Here is a 14,042-nt window from a genome sequence, read left to right on the forward strand (position 1 = left end):
GCACCGTCATGCGACTCAGGCCACACAGAACGCGTTGCCCTCCGGGTCGGCCAACACCACCCACTCGAAATCAGGTCCGAAGTTGTTCCGCCCGGTCTCGGTGGCGCCGAGTGCGACGAGCCGGGCCACCTCGGCTTCACGGTCCTGGGCGTGAAAATCCAGGTGCACCTTGTTCTTGCCCGGCGTCGGGTCCGGCACCCGCTGAAAGCCCAGGTTGGCCTCACCGTCACGGACCACCATCACGAATTCGCCTGGAGCGACGGCGTTCACCTTGCCTCCGGCGGCCCTGGACCACCAGTCGGCGAGGGTGTCGGGATCCGTGCAGTCGAACGTCACCATCTCAGTTTTCAGTGGCATGGCTCGACGGTAGTTCAGCCCGGTGACAGAAACGCCTGAAGTGCCGCGGAATAGTCGGCGACATCATCAGCGCCCATCACCTCGCGCGCCGAATGCATCGCCAGCTGCGCCGCGCCGACGTCGACGGTCGGGATCCCGGTGTTGGCCGCGGTCATCGGCCCGATGGTGGATCCACAGGGCAGGTCGGCGCGGTGTTCGTATCGCTGCAGGTTCACCCCGGCCTGCGCGCAGGCCAGCGCGAAGGCCGCGGCGGTCCGGCCATCGGTGGCGTAACGCAGGTTGGGCTGCACCTTCAGCACCGGGCCCGCGTTCACCTCGATCAGGTGCCCGGGCTCGTGGCGGTCCGGGTAGTTGGGGTGGGTGGCGTGGGCCATGTCACCCGACGCCACCATCGAGGTGGGCAACCGCCGCAGGAACTCCTCGCGGCCCCCACCTGCGGCCAGTGTGATGCGCTCCAGCACGGTCAGCAGCAGCTCCGACTGGGCGCCGTGGTCGGACTGTGAACCGACCTCCTCGTGGTCGAAGAGCACCAGCACGGGCACGACGCCGGCGTCGCGGCCGGCTCCCAGGAACGCCTCCAGCCCGGCGTAGCAGGTGGCTTGGTTGTCCAGGCGCGGCGCGCTGACGAGGTCGGCCGCGGCCCCGGTCAGCCGGGACGGGGTGAGGTCGTGGGTCATCAGGTCGAAGCCCAGCACGTCGTCACCGGCGACGCCTGTGTGGTCGGCGACGTAGTCGAGGAACGATCGCGCACCGGTTCCCGTCCCCCATACGGCGTTGACGTGCCGCTGCGGATTGAGCTCGACGCCCTTACGGTCCTCGGACAGGTGGATGGCCAGCTGCGGCACCCGAAGAATGGGCTCATCGATCCGGACCAGGGTGTGCCGGACCGCGTTGCCGTCGCGGACCGACAACCGCCCGCTGATGCCGAGGTCGCGGTCGAGCCAGGAGTTCAGCCAGGCGCCGCCGTAGGGCTGCAGCGCGACCACCTGCCAGCCCGAGACGTACCGATCGGGGTGCTGTTTGACCCGCAGGTTGGGGCTGTCGGTGTGGGCGCCGACGATTCGAAACGGCAGGGCGGTGTCGTCTTCGGGAGACCGCCACGCGATCAGTGATCCGGCGCGCACCGTGAAGTGGTCACCGGCGCCGGGCCACGGGTCGCTTTCTGCGAGCTCGGTGAAGCCGGCAGCGAGCAACCGGTCCGCAGCCGTGCGGCAGGCATGGAACGGCGACGGTGCCGCGTCGATGAACTCACAGAGACCCTGGGGACTGGCTGGCATCTTTCCATCTTCGTCGACCACGCCAGCCGATCTTGATTTAGGGTGGAACCGTGCCCCCTCCCCTGCCGCAGCCGGTGCTGGCGCCGCTGACGCCGGCGGCGATCTTTCTGGTGGCCACCATCGACGAGGGCGGCGAGGAGGCGGTGCACGACGCGCTGGGCGACATCGCCGGGCTGGTGCGCGCGATCGGATTCCGCGACCCGGCCAAGCGGCTGTCGGTGGTGACGTCGATCGGATCGGACGCCTGGGACCGGTTGTTCAGTGGCCCCCGGCCTGCCGAGCTGCATCCGTTCATCGCGCTCGACGGCGGCGTGCACCGCGCCCCGTCCACACCGGGCGATCTGCTGTTCCACATCCGCGCCGAGACGATGGACGTCTGCTTCGAGCTGGCGACCAAACTGGTCCCGGCGATGGGTGCGATCTCCGTCGTCGACGAGACCCACGGGTTCCGCTTCTTCGACAACCGGGACCTGCTCGGGTTCGTCGACGGCACCGAGAACCCCGACGGACCGCTGGCCGACAGCGCCACCCAGATCGGAGACGAGGACCCTGACTTCGCGGGCGGCTGCTACGTCCACGTGCAGAAGTACCTGCACCTGATGGACGCGTGGAACGCGCTGCCGACCGAGGAGCAGGAGCGGGTGATCGGCCGAACCAAACTCGACGACATCGAACTCGATGACGCGGTCAAACCGGCCAATTCCCATGTGGCGCTGAATGTGATCGAGGACGAAGAAGGCAACGAACTCAAGATCGTGCGGCACAACATGCCGTTCGGAGAGGTCGGAACCGGCGAGTTCGGCACGTACTTCATCGGTTACTCGCGCACCGCCGCGGTCACCGAACGGATGCTGCGCAACATGTTTCTCGGCGACCCGCCGGGCAACACCGACCGGGTGCTGGATTTCTCGCGGGCCGTCACGGGCTCGATGTTCTTCACGCCGATCACCGATTTCCTCAACAACGCTCCGCCACTCCCTGATTCGGCTACGGACTCCGCGCAGCCCTCCAGTGTGCCGCCGGCCGGCTACGCGGGATCACTCGCGATCGGCAGCCTGAAAGGACAAACGCAATGAACAACCTCTACCGGGACCTGGCTCCGATCACCGACGCGGCGTGGGCGCAGATCGAGGAGGAGGCCACGCGCACCTTCAAGCGGAACATCGCGGGCCGTCGCGTGGTCGACGTCAGTGAGCCGGGCGGACCGGTGACAGCCGCGGTGAGCACCGGCCACCTGCTCGACGTCGCACCGCCGGGCGACGGTGTGATCGCCCACCTGCGCGACGCCCGACCGCTGGTACGGCTCCGAGTCCCGTTCACCATCAGGCGGATCGACATCGACGACGTCGAGCGGGGCTCACAGGACTCCGACTGGGATCCGGTCAAGGAGGCCGCCAAAAAGCTGGCGTTCGCCGAGGACCGGGCGATCTTCGAGGGTTACGAGGCTGCGCACATCAACGGCATCCGCAGGTCGAGTTCGTGCCCGAATCTGGTGCTGCCGGACGACCCGCGCGACATTCCCGATGTCATCAGCCAGGCACTGTCGGAACTGCGGTTGGCCGGCGTGGATGGACCGTACAGCGTGCTGCTGTCGGCCGACGTCTATACCAAGGTGAGCGAGACGACCGCGCACGGATATCCGGTGCGTGAGCATCTGAACCGGCTCGTCGACGGCGACATCATCTGGGCTCCCGCCATCGACGGCGCGATCGTGTTGTCCACTCGCGGCGGCGATTTCGATCTGCAGCTGGGCACCGACGTGTGCATCGGCTACCTGTCGCATGATGCCGAAACGGTACAGCTGTACCTGCAGGAAACCTTCACGTTCCTGTGCTACACCGCCGAGGCCTCGGTCGCGCTGAGCGCCGGCTAACCCTGTCCCCCCTCCCTCCCTCCTCTCGCGACCGTGCGTGTCTGCGGGCGAAACGCCTGTAATTCAGGCTATTTCACGCACGCTCGCGCGGGTGAGTCAACGCACTGCGTCTCCCATGGCAAGGGGTCAGGACACCAAAACTGCGTCCAGTGCCGAGTAGAAAATCCCCAGACCGTCGTCGGACGGGCCGGTCAACGCCTCGGTGGCGTGCTCGGGATGCGGCATCAGGCCGACGACGCGTCCGTTGGCCGAGCTGATGCCGGCGATCCCGCGCATCGAGCCGTTGAGGTTCTCGCGGTAGCGGAACACCACCCGGCCCTCGCCCTCCAGTTCGTCGAGCACGTTCTCACCGGCGACGTAGCGTCCCTCACCGGACTTCAGCGGCACGAGAAGGTCGGCGCCCAGTTCATAGCGGCTGGTCCACGCGGTGGTGTTGGACGCCACCTCCAGCCAGGTGTCACGGCAGATGAAGTGCAGTCCGGCGTTGCGGGTCAGCGCTCCCGGCAACAGACCGGCTTCGCACAGCACCTGGAAGCCGTTACAGATCCCGAGCACGGGCATGCCACGACCGGCGGCCGCGATGACCTCACCCATGACCGGCGCGAACTTGGCGATGGCGCCGGCTCGCAGATAGTCGCCGTAGGAGAAGCCGCCGGGGACGACGACAGCGTCGACGCCCTTGAGGTCGGCGTCGGCGTGCCACAGGCTGACCGGCTCGCCACCCGCCAGCCGGACCGCCCTGGCGGCGTCGATGTCATCGAGCGTGCCGGGGAATGTGATGACCCCCACTTTGGCGGTCATGCCTGGTCTTCCCGGCTCACGGTCCAGTCTTCGATCACGGTGTTGGCGAGCAGCGATTCGGCGATCTCAGCCAGCTTGGCGTCATCGATCTCGCCATCGACCTCCAGCTCGAATCGCTTGCCCTGCCGCACATCTGAGATCCCGTCGAACCCGAGCCGGCCCAGCGCGCCGACGATTGCCTGGCCCTGCGGATCCAGGATCTCGGTCTTCGGCATGACGTTCACCACCACTTTTGCCACGGCGACACTCTACCTGCGGCGACACCGGCCCCGCTTCACCGGCACGAGCCCACGTAGGCGGCGCAGAGTGGAACCGCCATCGCGTCGAGCACCTGCGTGTCCGATGCCACGCCTCGCCACTCGACCGCGGTGGGCAGCGTCGTCCACAGCGTCAGCTCGACCAGGGAGCTGTTGGCCGGGTCGACGAGGAAATAGGTGTGCATCACGCGACGGCCGACGTCGCTGATCACGCCGACCAAGTCCATGGCGTCGCTGGTGGTCAGCGATGGTGACACCTGGGGTGCGGTCAGGTGGCACGACGCCAACGCCATGCGGGCCCACTCCAGTGTCTGCAGGGCCGTCCGGCCACCGGTGACGACGTCGCCGCGCCAGTGCAACACCTGCGCGTGCAAGTTCCACTGCCCCGCTGGGTTGGTCACACGGGCCCGCGCGGCCACGGCGTAGTCGCGGGGATCGGACTCACGCACCGGGCTGGCACACCACGACTCGAACTCGAACCGAGGGGCAGCCACCGTCACCGCTAGACCTGCCAGCCCAGGCCAGCGGTACATCGGGTACAGCGGCACCGAGCTCGACTCGATCCACGCCGCATCGGGGATCGCATCGCAGATCGGCGGGCACACCCCCGGCACCGCCCGTCCCTGTCCCGGTGTCAGGACCATTCCGGACACCGCGACCGCCAGTGCCAATACCACGCGTGCGTACACCACCACCCCAACCTGCCCCTGAGCGCCACAATATAGGGATGCAGCTCACACACTTCGGCCATTCATGCCTTCTCGCCAGCTTCGAGACCGACTCGGGCGAACAAACCACGGTGCTCTTCGATCCGGGGAACTTCTCGCACGGCTTCGAGGGCATCACCGGACTCGACGCGATCCTGATCACCCACCAGCACCCTGACCACGCCGACACCGAACGGTTGCCCGCGCTGATCGAGGCCAACCCGCAGGCCGCGCTGTACGCCGACCCGCAGACGGCCGCCCAGCTCGGCGGGTCCTGGCAGGCGGTCAACGCCGGCGACGAGCTGTCGATCGGTCATCTGACGGTGCGTGGCGCCGGCGGCCGACACGCGGTGATCCACCCGGAAATCCCGGTCATCGACAACATCTCGTATCTCGTCGGTGACGGTGACCATCCCGCGAAGTTGATGCATCCCGGAGACGCGCTGTTCGTCCCCGGTGAGCCGGTGGATGTGCTGGCGACCCCGGCGGCGGCCCCGTGGCTGAAGATCTCCGAGGCCGTCGACTATCTGCGCGCGGTCGCACCGGCCCGCGCCGTGCCGATCCACCAGGCGATCATCGACCCCATCGGCCGCCCGATCTTCTACGGCCGGCTCTCCGAGATGACCGACACCGACTTCCAGGTGCTCGATCAGGAGAACGCCACAGACTTCTAGTACTGCGAGCAGACACAAACTCGCACGATTCGCGGGCGTGTCGCGCGACTTTCCGTCTGCTCGCGAACGGGAGGCGCGAGCCTATCCGACCGACAGCGCGGCGTGGCGGCCCGCGGCACGACCGGAGAACACGCACCCGCCGAGGAAGGTGCCCTCCAGCGAGCGGTAGCCGTGCACGCCACCACCGCCGAACCCGGCTGCCTCCCCCGCGGCATACAGTCCGGGCAGCACCGAGCCGTCACCTCGCAACGCGCGCGCTTCCAAGTCGGTGTGCAACCCGCCCAACGACTTTCGCGTCAGGATGTGCAGCTTGACCGCGATCATCGGGCCCGCCTTCGGGTCGGTCAGCCGGTGCGGAGCCACGACCCGACTGATCCGGTCGGGCAGGTAGGCGCGGGCGGCGCGGATCGCGGTGATCTGTCCGTCCTTGGTGAACCGGTTGCTCACCTCCCGATCGCGGGCGGTGACCTCGGCCTCGACCACGTCGAAGTCCAGCGGTATGACGTCGGAAACCGCGTTCATCCTGGTCACCAGTTCCCGTAACGAGGTCGCGGTGACGAAGTCGACGCCCTTGTCGACGAACGCATGCACCGGTGCGGGGCCCTTGCGCCCGCGTTCGAGCACCTCGCGGATACTGCGGTTGGTCAGATCGGGATTCTGCTCCTGGCCCGATAAGCCGAACTCCTTGGCGATGATGCGGGAGTTCAACACGAACCACGTGTAGTCCTGACCGGTCTGCGCGATGTACTCCAGCGTGCCCAGTGTGTCGAATCCCGGATAGAGCGGCACCGGAAGCCGTTTGCCATTGGCATCGAGCCACAGCGACGACGGCCCTGGCAGTATCCGGATGCCGTGCCGCGGCCAGATCGGGTCGTAGTTGGTGATGCCTTCCGTGTAGTGCCACATCCGGTCGCTGTTGATGACGCTGGCGCCGGCGGTCGCCGAGATCTCCAGCATGCGCCCGTCGACGTGCGCGGGCACCCCGCTGAGCAGCTGCTCGGGCACCCGCCCCATCCGCTTGGGCCAGTACTTGCGAACCAGTTCGTGGTTGCCGCCGATCCCGCCACTGGCCACGATCACCGCGTGGGCCCGGAATTCGAAGTCACCGACCACGTTTCGCGAGGATTCTGCGCCGCGCACCGCCGACGAGGGCTCCAGCACGGCTCCGCGCACCCCCACCACCGCTCCGGATTCGACGATCAACTCGTCCACCCGGTGCCGGTGGGCGAACCGCAGCCCGGGGGCGCCGACCAGGCGGCGCGCGAAGATGTCGACGAGCGCGGGTCCGGTGCCCCAGGTGATGTGGAACCGCGGGACCGAGTTGCCGTGACCGTTGGCGCCGTAACCGCCGCGCTCGGCCCAACCGACCAGTGCGAAGGTCTGCAGGCCGCGGTCACGCAGCCAGCTGCGTTTCTCACCGGCGGCGAAGTCGACGTAGGCGTGGGCCCATTGCCGGGGCCAGTGGTCTTCGGGCCGGTCGAACCCGGCCGAGCCGAGCCAGTCCTGCAGGGCGAGCTCGTGGCTGTCCCGGATCCCCATCCGCCGCTGCTCGGGGCTGTCGACGAAGAACAGCCCACCAAAGGACCAATACGCCTGGCCGCCGATGTTGGCCGCATTCTCCTGATCGACGATCAGCACGCTCCGCCCGCGCTCGACCAGTTCGCAGGCCGCGACCAAACCGGCCAGCCCGGCGCCCACCACGATGACATCAGCAGCGTCAGCCATGGACGCCAATCTAGCCAGAAAAGCGGGTCAAGCGGCGTCGGTCAGCGCAGGTTGGAGTCCCCACCGGTAAACCACGGGCACACACGAGTGCATCATCGCCAGATCGACGGCGTCGAGCATCGCCTGCTTCGGGCCTGGCCGACGCAGGTGCCGGGCCGCCACCGCCAGTCGCACGATCCCGTCCCGGCGGGCCGTACGCTCGGCGGCCAGCACCAGGGTGCGGCACCACCACGGCTCGGCGAGGAACCCTTCTCCGATGCCGAGCACCCGGGCCCGCGCGGTGCCTCCGCCCACCAGGTCGGTGATACCCGCCAGTCCAGCCAGCAGACGAAACCCGTTGCGGGGCAGCGCAGTCAACGCACCCTGGGAGACATTCCAGCCGGGCGCGGCGAACAGCCTGGTCCGGAGATCCAGATGTTCCATGATGCGGTCGGCGGCCATCAACCGCAGGTTCGCCTCGTGGGCCGGCGACGTCGCGAACTCGCCTCGGCGCTGCTTGGTGGCGGCCTCGTCGAAGCCGTGCAGCACGACGGCGTCACCGTGCGCACGCCGGTCGATGAGCCAGTCCACGGTGGTGGCGTCGCGGTCGAGTCGGTAACCGCCTTTGAGGCGCGGCGCGACGAGGAACGACACCGGTACACCGCGGTCTGCGAGCGAATCGCGGAACTCTGCGACGTCGCCCAGCGTGCGTTCGCTGATCCCCGAGATCGACACGATCAGTTGTCCTGCCACACGGGCAGTGTCGCAATGTCAGGTGTCTCGCAGGTGGACGACACTGCGCAGGCAGGTGTCGTCTCGGCTATCGGGGCAAGACATCCTCGATCGCCGAGATCACCTCGGGAGCGTCGGGCGCGGTGCGCGGGCGGAAGCGTCTGACCACTGCGCCGCCGGGCGCGAGCAGGAACTTCTCGAAGTTCCACTGCACGTCTCCGGCCTCACCGGCGTCGTCGGCGGCCTGGGTCAGCATCGCATACAGCGGATGCCGTCCGGATCCGTTGACCTCTGTCTTCTCCAGCAGCGGAAACGTCACACCGTAGGTGGAGGAGCAGAACGTCTGGATCTCCTCGGCGGTGCCCGGTTCCTGACCCATGAACTGGTTACACGGAACACCGATCACGGTCAGTCCACGGTCTGCGTAGTCCTTCGCGAGCTGTTCGAGCGCGGTGTATTGCGGCGTCAGTCCACATTTGGAGGCGACGTTGACCACCAGCGCGGCGCCGACGGCCAATTCGCCGAGAGTGGTGGACCGGCCGTCCAGTGTGGTGAGCGGGATGTCGGTGATCGCAGCGTCAGTCATGGCGCCGACGCTACTCGTCGGCGGTCTGTGAGGGCCGGTTCGGGGTGAACAGCATCCGCGCCACGCGCTCGGCCGTGGCGACCGGGTCGGCGTCGGTGTCGATGGCCTGATTGAGCCACAGCATCGCGAAACCGTGCACCAGCGACCACGCCGCGAGCGCCGCGGCCTGCGGATCCTCGGTGGCGCGCGGGTCGTCGAGCGTTCCTACCCCCGACGCCAATTCGGCGCCGGCGGCGGCCTGGGCCGCGATCAGCTCCGTGTTGTCCGGGTCGATCAGCGAGCGGTCGAACATCACGGCGAAGTGACCCGGGTTCTCCACGGCGAAACGCACGTAGGCCAGTGCGGCGTCCAGGAATTCAGGTCGTGCACCGGCCAGTGCGGCCGCCAGCATCCGCCAGCCCTGCGCGGCGAGCGCAGTGAACAGGCCGCGCCGGTCGGTGAAGTGATGCGCCGGCGCGGCATGGGAAACCCCTGCGGTGCGGGCCAATTCGCGCAGCGACACGCCGTCGGCACCGCGTTCGGCGACGAGGACGGCGGCTTGGGCGAGGATGACGGCCTTCAGGTCGCCGTGGTGGTAGGAGCCCCGGGTCATCTCTCGCCGGCGACGTCCAGCATCCACGCATACTGGAACGCGGTCTCCTTCCACCGCTCGTAGCGTCCGCTGATGCCGCCGTGCCCGGCGTTCATCTCGGTCTTGAGTAACACCCGGGGCGCGTCGCGGGCCGGGTCGGTCTGCGCATGACGCAGCGCGGCAACCCATTTCGCCGGCTCCACGTAGTAAACCCGGGTGTCGTTGAGTGACGTCATCGCCAGTATCGCGGGGTAATTCCTGGACTCGACGTTCTCGTACGGCGAGTAGGACTTCATGTAGTGATACACCTCGGGGTCCTCCAGCGGATTGCCCCACTCGTCCCATTCCGTCACCGTCAACGGCAGCGACGGGTCCAGGATGGTGGTCAGCGGGTCCACGAACGGGACCGCGGCCAGGATTCCGGCGAACATCTCCGGCGCCATGTTGGCAACCGCGCCCATCAGCAGACCGCCCGCGCTGCCTCCGTAGGCCACCAGGTTCTCCGGCCTGGTGACGTCGGTGCCGACGAGATGGCTTGCCACCGTGATGAAGTCGGTGAAGGTGTTGCACTTTTCCAGCAGCTTCCCGTGCTCGTACCACGGCCGCCCCAACTCGCCGCCGCCGCGGACATGGGCGACCGCGAAGATCATGCCGCGGTCGAGCAGCGACAGCCGCGCGATCGAGAACCGCGGATCCTCGCAGGACTCGTAGGCGCCGTATCCGTACAGCAGCACCGGCGCCGGGTATCTCAGGCCGGCCCGGTGGATGATCGAGATCGGCACTCGCGCACCGTCGTGCGCCACCGCCCAGTCGCGGCGCTCGACGTAGTCCTCTGGGCGATAGTCGCCCAGCACAGGCTGCTCACGCAGCAGCGTGCGTTCGCCGGTGCCCAGGTCGAGGTCGTAGATCCGCACGGGGGTCACGAAGGAGGTCGCGCCGATCCGCAGTTTGGGCGCGCTCCAGTTCGGGTTGGCCGACAGCCCCACCGACATCAGTTCGGAGTCGAACCTGATGTCTTGCGCCTCACCGTATCCGGTGTCGGTGAGGGGCCACAGCTGGATCCGGGGCAGCGCGTCCTTGCGATAGCTGACCACGAGGTGGCCGGCGAACGCGTCGACCGCGTCCAACCGGACGTCACGGCGGTGCCCGATCAACGTGCGGACGTCGGTAGGGTCGGCCACGGGCGCCTCGACGAGGGTGAAATTCTCGGCGCCGTCGTTGTGCAGGATCAGGAAGCGGTCCTCACCGCCGATGACGGCGTGGTCGAGGGAGTACTCGACGGATTCCCGGCGCGGCCACACGACGGTGAACTCGGCCTGCGGGTCGGCGGCGTCGGCGTAACGCAGCTCCGAGGTGATCGCGCTTCCTGCGGCGATGATCACATACTTGTCGCTGCGCGTGCGCCCCACCGCGACCCAGAACCGTTCGTCCGGTTCGTGGTAGACGCGTTCATCGGACTGCCCGGCACCCAGCCGGTGCCGCCACACGGTGTCCGGCCGCCACGCGTCGTCGACGGTCACGTAGTAGACGGTGTTGTTGTCGGCTGCCCAGGTGGCGCCGGCCCCGACACCGGCGATCTCGTCGTCATAGCGCTGCCCGGTGCGTAAGTCCTTGAACCGCAGCGTGTATCGCTCGTCGCCCTTGACGTCGACCGAGTACGCCAGGATGTTTCCGTCCACGCTGACGGTCACGGCGCCCAGCGAGAAGAAATCGTGACCCTCGGCCTCGACGTTCTCGTCGAGCAGCACCTGTTCGCCGGGGATCTCGGTGTTCTCGTCGAACACCGGAGGCGTCCAGTCGTCGGGGTCGGTGACGGGACAACGGCATTGCACCCCGTACTGCTTGCCCTGGAAGCTGCGGCCGTAGTACCACCAGTCGCCGCGACGCGTCGGCACCGACAGATCGGTCTCTTTCGTTCGGGCTTTGATCTCGTCGAAGATCGTCTGCCGCAGCGGCGCCAGATCCTCGGTGACATGCTCGGTGTAGGCGTTCTCGGCTTCCAGGTAGTCGATCACATCCTGATTGGACTTGTCGCGCAGCCATTCGTACGGGTCGAGGAACACGTCGCCGTGGTGTTCGCGGCGGGTGTAGACCCGCTTGGCGATGGGCGGGCCGACCGTGGGTTCGAGCTTCACGCGGCAGCCCCCATCCATCGGTCGAAACGGAGGCCCGAGATGCGCTCGTAGGCCTCGATATAGCGCGCTCGGGTGGCGTCGACGATGTCGGGCGGCAGCGGCGGCGGGGCCTGCTCACCGTGCCGGTCCCACCCGGATTCGGGACCTGTCAGCCAGTTACGGACGAACTGCTTGTCGAAGCTGTCCTGCACCTGTCCCTCGGTGTAGCCGTCGGCGCGCCAGTAGCGTGACGAGTCCGGTGTGAACACCTCGTCGGCGAGCTTGAGCTCACCCTGGGCGTCCACGCCGAACTCGAACTTGGTGTCGGCGACGATGATGCCCTTGGTCAACGCATGCGCGGCGCCCTGGCTGTAGGTCCGCAGCGTGCGTTCACGCAGTTGCTCGGCACGCTCGGCGCCGACCAGCTCGACGACGTCGTCGAAGCTGATGTTCACGTCATGCTCGCCGAGTTCGGCCTTCGTGGCCGGCGTGAACAGCGGTTCGTCGAACCTGCTGGCCTCCACCAGCCCCGACGGCAGCGCGATACCGCAGACGGTGCCGGTCTGCTGGTAGTCGATCAGTCCGGACCCCGTCAGGTAGCCGCGGGCCACGGCTTCCACCGGCAGCATCTCCAGTTGCTCGACCACCAGCGCCCGGCCCAGCACCTCTCCGGGGATGCGTTCGTCGTCGGGCGGACCGGCCAGATGGTTGGGCACCTCGGCCGTGCGGCTGAGGTAGTCGAAGAAGAACACGCTCATCGCGGTCAGCACGCGCCCCTTGTCCGGGATCTCGGAGGTGAGGATGTGGTCGTAGGCCGAGATCCGGTCGGTCGCGACGAACAGCAGGTGCCCGTCGTCGATGCGGTACAGCTCACGGACCTTGCCGCTGGCCAGGTGTTGGTAGTCGGACAGAGCGGGACGCATCGGCCCAGCCTATCGGGCCGCCGGAGCCGCTCTGTGTGTGCTGTGATCGAGCACATGAGCTCTCGGTGGATCCCCTACGCCACGACCCCCGGCCGATTGTTGTGGCAACTGGTCAGCGACGTCGTCGTCCTCGCCTGGACCGCGATCTGGGTTTGGGTGGGCGCCGCGGTCCATTCGGCGGTGTCGACACTCGCCGAGTTCGGCTATCAGGTGGAGAGCGGCGCCAACGGCGTGGCCGGCAATTTGGACAATGCCGGCAACAGCGCCGACGACGTGCCGCTGATCGGCGGCGCGCTGGCCGGGCCGTTGCGAGGCGCCGGGGACGCCGCGCGCGAGATCGCCGGTGCGGGGCAGTCGCTGGGAGTGACGGCCGGCTGGCTGGCGTGGCTGCTGGCGTTCGCGGTCGCCGCGCCGCCGATCCTGGCGTTGATGATGCCGTGGTTGTTTCTGCGGCTGCGTTTCTTCCGCCGCAAATGGACCGCCGTCACGCTGTCGTCCACCTGGGCCGGGGAGCAGCTGCTGGCGTTGCGGGCGCTGGCCAACCGCCCGCTGCCCAAGCTCGCCGCGATCAGCACCGACCCGGTGGGCGCATGGCGTGAGCAGGACCGGGTCGCGATCCGCGGGCTGGCCGCACTCGAACTGCGCGCCTCCGGTATCCGCGCGGCCAATCTGAAGCGCGCCGAGTAACCGCCGAAATCGCATTCCACGCGGTCCGCGCCGCCGATCCGCGACGTGGAATGCGATTTCGGCGGTTTACCTCAGCAGGCGTTTGAGCGAGGTTCCGAACGGGTGTCGCGCGGTCAGCGACCCGAACCGCACCCGGCCGGCGACGACGACGTGCAAGCGGCCCGACGGCGGGCTGGTCGTCACCTTCACCGACGTGGACGACGCGACGTTGGCGACCCGGTTCAGGTCGGCGGTGGCGCCGTCGGGCAGGATCAGCTCGGTGGAGCTGAAGTAGTCGTCGATGTCGATGTGCACGACCGGGCTCTGCAGCACTGCCGACGTGAAATCCAAAGTGGTCGAACACATCCGGGTGACCAGCTGCAGGCGCGCGGGTGCGGTCCACGGACCCTTGCGTGAGATGCCCGACATCCAGCTCCGCAGCACCTCCGGCGGGGCGGGCGCCGGCTGACGGCGGACGTGGGGCAGATCGGCGATCACGGTGTCGAGTTCGCGGCGGGTCCGGGCCGCCAGCACGACGTCCACCCGCTGGGTGTACTCGTCGAGGGTCAGCATGCCCTGCCCCACGGCGTGCTCGAGAATCTGTGTCACTGCTGCTCGATCGGCATCCGAAGCCCTGATGTCCGGTTGTCGAGGGTCCATGTGGTTCGAGCTTAGCCTCGATCCGCCGATGAATTGGCTGGTCATCGGGTGTCGGAATGAGGAAAGTGCCCTTTGAACTGTGATGATGAGTGTTCCTACGCACTTATCGGCACAACTTCGAAAGGCACTTCCGGTGCAAG

16 protein-coding genes are annotated in these 14,042 nt (G+C 67.8%); 4 read left to right on the forward strand and 12 right to left on the reverse strand.

What is annotated here, in order from left to right:
* Nucleotides 1–15: 15 nt before the first annotated feature.
* Both ACXMYJ_RS19730 and ACXMYJ_RS19735 read right to left on the reverse strand, forming a co-directional pair.
* On the reverse strand, nucleotides 16–357 hold the full coding sequence (locus ACXMYJ_RS19730; RefSeq protein WP_260755378.1) for a VOC family protein: 342 nt from the start codon (nucleotides 355–357) through the stop codon (nucleotides 16–18).
* A gap of 14 nt (nucleotides 358–371) precedes the next feature.
* Nucleotides 372–1,634, reverse strand: coding sequence for a M18 family aminopeptidase (locus tag ACXMYJ_RS19735; RefSeq protein WP_260755379.1), 1,263 nt, complete (start codon nucleotides 1,632–1,634; stop codon nucleotides 372–374).
* 50 nt (nucleotides 1,635–1,684) lie between these two features.
* On the opposite strand from ACXMYJ_RS19735, the gene ACXMYJ_RS19740 reads away from it, so the two are divergent.
* Both ACXMYJ_RS19740 and ACXMYJ_RS19745 read left to right on the forward strand, forming a co-directional pair.
* Nucleotides 1,685–2,710 (forward strand): Dyp-type peroxidase, encoded by a 1,026-nt coding sequence (locus tag ACXMYJ_RS19740; protein ID WP_260755380.1) that lies wholly within the window; start codon nucleotides 1,685–1,687, stop codon nucleotides 2,708–2,710.
* Nucleotides 2,707–3,507, forward strand: a complete 801-nt coding sequence (locus ACXMYJ_RS19745; RefSeq protein WP_260755381.1) for a family 1 encapsulin nanocompartment shell protein — start codon at nucleotides 2,707–2,709, stop codon at nucleotides 3,505–3,507. The genes ACXMYJ_RS19740 and ACXMYJ_RS19745 overlap by 4 nt, the downstream gene beginning before the upstream one ends.
* Before the next feature lie 126 nt (nucleotides 3,508–3,633).
* On the opposite strand, the gene purQ is transcribed toward ACXMYJ_RS19745, so the two are convergent.
* Genes purQ through ACXMYJ_RS19760 form a run of 3 tightly spaced genes read right to left on the reverse strand, consistent with a single transcriptional unit; the run spans nucleotide 3,634 to nucleotide 5,254 of the window.
* Nucleotides 3,634–4,308, reverse strand: coding sequence for a phosphoribosylformylglycinamidine synthase subunit PurQ (gene purQ / locus ACXMYJ_RS19750; protein ID WP_260755382.1), 675 nt, complete (start codon nucleotides 4,306–4,308; stop codon nucleotides 3,634–3,636).
* The gene (gene purS / locus ACXMYJ_RS19755) at nucleotides 4,305–4,547 is read right to left on the reverse strand and encodes a phosphoribosylformylglycinamidine synthase subunit PurS (RefSeq protein ID WP_260755383.1); all 243 of its coding nucleotides are present in this window, start codon (nucleotides 4,545–4,547) and stop codon (nucleotides 4,305–4,307) included. The genes purQ and purS overlap by 4 nt, the downstream gene beginning before the upstream one ends.
* A 35-nt stretch (nucleotides 4,548–4,582) precedes the next feature.
* The gene (locus ACXMYJ_RS19760; protein WP_396885331.1) at nucleotides 4,583–5,254 is read right to left on the reverse strand and encodes an ATPase; all 672 of its coding nucleotides are present in this window, start codon (nucleotides 5,252–5,254) and stop codon (nucleotides 4,583–4,585) included.
* Between the two features lie 38 nt (nucleotides 5,255–5,292).
* Here ACXMYJ_RS19760 and ACXMYJ_RS19765 point away from each other — a divergent pair, with 38 nt between their 5' ends.
* Nucleotides 5,293–5,946: an MBL fold metallo-hydrolase gene (locus ACXMYJ_RS19765; protein ID WP_260755385.1), complete on the forward strand. Its 654-nt coding sequence runs from the start codon at nucleotides 5,293–5,295 to the stop codon at nucleotides 5,944–5,946.
* A gap of 81 nt (nucleotides 5,947–6,027) precedes the next feature.
* Here ACXMYJ_RS19765 and ACXMYJ_RS19770 read toward each other — a convergent pair whose 3' ends face one another.
* The 6 genes from ACXMYJ_RS19770 to ACXMYJ_RS19795 all read right to left on the reverse strand — a co-directional run bounded on the left by ACXMYJ_RS19770 (nucleotide 6,028) and on the right by ACXMYJ_RS19795 (nucleotide 12,576).
* The gene (locus ACXMYJ_RS19770) at nucleotides 6,028–7,671 is read right to left on the reverse strand and encodes an FAD-binding dehydrogenase (RefSeq protein WP_260755386.1); all 1,644 of its coding nucleotides are present in this window, start codon (nucleotides 7,669–7,671) and stop codon (nucleotides 6,028–6,030) included.
* A gap of 27 nt (nucleotides 7,672–7,698) precedes the next feature.
* Nucleotides 7,699–8,403, reverse strand: coding sequence for a DUF2334 domain-containing protein (locus ACXMYJ_RS19775; protein ID WP_260755387.1), 705 nt, complete (start codon nucleotides 8,401–8,403; stop codon nucleotides 7,699–7,701).
* Between the two features lie 67 nt (nucleotides 8,404–8,470).
* Nucleotides 8,471–8,968, reverse strand: coding sequence for a glutathione peroxidase (locus ACXMYJ_RS19780; RefSeq protein WP_260755388.1), 498 nt, complete (start codon nucleotides 8,966–8,968; stop codon nucleotides 8,471–8,473).
* Nucleotides 8,969–8,978: 10 nt separating this feature from the next.
* Nucleotides 8,979–9,560, reverse strand: coding sequence for a TetR/AcrR family transcriptional regulator (locus tag ACXMYJ_RS19785; RefSeq protein WP_460358606.1), 582 nt, complete (start codon nucleotides 9,558–9,560; stop codon nucleotides 8,979–8,981).
* A complete protein-coding gene (locus ACXMYJ_RS19790) occupies nucleotides 9,557–11,674 on the reverse strand; it encodes a S9 family peptidase (protein ID WP_460358608.1) in 2,118 nt (705 codons plus the stop codon). Before ACXMYJ_RS19790 ends, ACXMYJ_RS19785 begins: the two co-directional genes overlap by 4 nt.
* Complete coding sequence (locus ACXMYJ_RS19795; RefSeq protein WP_260755391.1) at nucleotides 11,671–12,576, reverse strand: phosphoribosylaminoimidazolesuccinocarboxamide synthase; 906 nt, start codon at nucleotides 12,574–12,576, stop codon at nucleotides 11,671–11,673. Before ACXMYJ_RS19795 ends, ACXMYJ_RS19790 begins: the two co-directional genes overlap by 4 nt.
* 54 nt (nucleotides 12,577–12,630) lie before the next feature.
* Between ACXMYJ_RS19795 and ACXMYJ_RS19800 the strand changes: the two genes are divergently transcribed.
* Nucleotides 12,631–13,263 carry a hypothetical protein gene (locus ACXMYJ_RS19800; protein WP_260755392.1) on the forward strand — a complete coding sequence of 211 codons (633 nt, stop codon included), beginning with the start codon at nucleotides 12,631–12,633 and terminating at the stop codon, nucleotides 13,261–13,263.
* 66 nt (nucleotides 13,264–13,329) lie between these two features.
* On the opposite strand, the gene ACXMYJ_RS19805 is transcribed toward ACXMYJ_RS19800, so the two are convergent.
* Entirely contained in the window at nucleotides 13,330–13,902 is a 573-nt protein-coding gene (locus ACXMYJ_RS19805; protein ID WP_260755393.1) for a DUF1707 SHOCT-like domain-containing protein, read from the reverse strand.
* Nucleotides 13,903–14,042: the final 140 nt, after the last annotated feature.

It is taken from the genome of Mycobacterium sp. ZZG, from assembly GCF_054786995.1.

Bases quoted from the DNA above. Each gene is read 5' to 3' on its own strand.
- ACXMYJ_RS19730 (WP_260755378.1), bottom strand. From the start codon at position 357: ATGCCACTGAAAACTGAGATGGTGACGTTCGACTGCACGGATCCCGAC.
- ACXMYJ_RS19735 (WP_260755379.1), bottom strand. From the start codon at position 1,634: ATGCCAGCCAGTCCCCAGGGTCTCTGTGAGTTCATCGACGCGGCACCG.
- ACXMYJ_RS19745 (WP_260755381.1), top strand. From the start codon at position 2,707: ATGAACAACCTCTACCGGGACCTGGCTCCGATCACCGACGCGGCGTGG.
- purQ (WP_260755382.1), bottom strand. From the start codon at position 4,308: ATGACCGCCAAAGTGGGGGTCATCACATTCCCCGGCACGCTCGATGAC.
- ACXMYJ_RS19765 (WP_260755385.1), top strand. From the start codon at position 5,293: ATGCAGCTCACACACTTCGGCCATTCATGCCTTCTCGCCAGCTTCGAG.
- ACXMYJ_RS19770 (WP_260755386.1), bottom strand. From the start codon at position 7,671: ATGGCTGACGCTGCTGATGTCATCGTGGTGGGCGCCGGGCTGGCCGGT.
- ACXMYJ_RS19780 (WP_260755388.1), bottom strand. From the start codon at position 8,968: ATGACTGACGCTGCGATCACCGACATCCCGCTCACCACACTGGACGGC.
- ACXMYJ_RS19785 (WP_460358606.1), bottom strand. From the start codon at position 9,560: ATGACCCGGGGCTCCTACCACCACGGCGACCTGAAGGCCGTCATCCTC.
- ACXMYJ_RS19795 (WP_260755391.1), bottom strand. From the start codon at position 12,576: ATGCGTCCCGCTCTGTCCGACTACCAACACCTGGCCAGCGGCAAGGTC.
- ACXMYJ_RS19800 (WP_260755392.1), top strand. From the start codon at position 12,631: ATGAGCTCTCGGTGGATCCCCTACGCCACGACCCCCGGCCGATTGTTG.
- ACXMYJ_RS19805 (WP_260755393.1), bottom strand. From the start codon at position 13,902: ATGGACCCTCGACAACCGGACATCAGGGCTTCGGATGCCGATCGAGCA.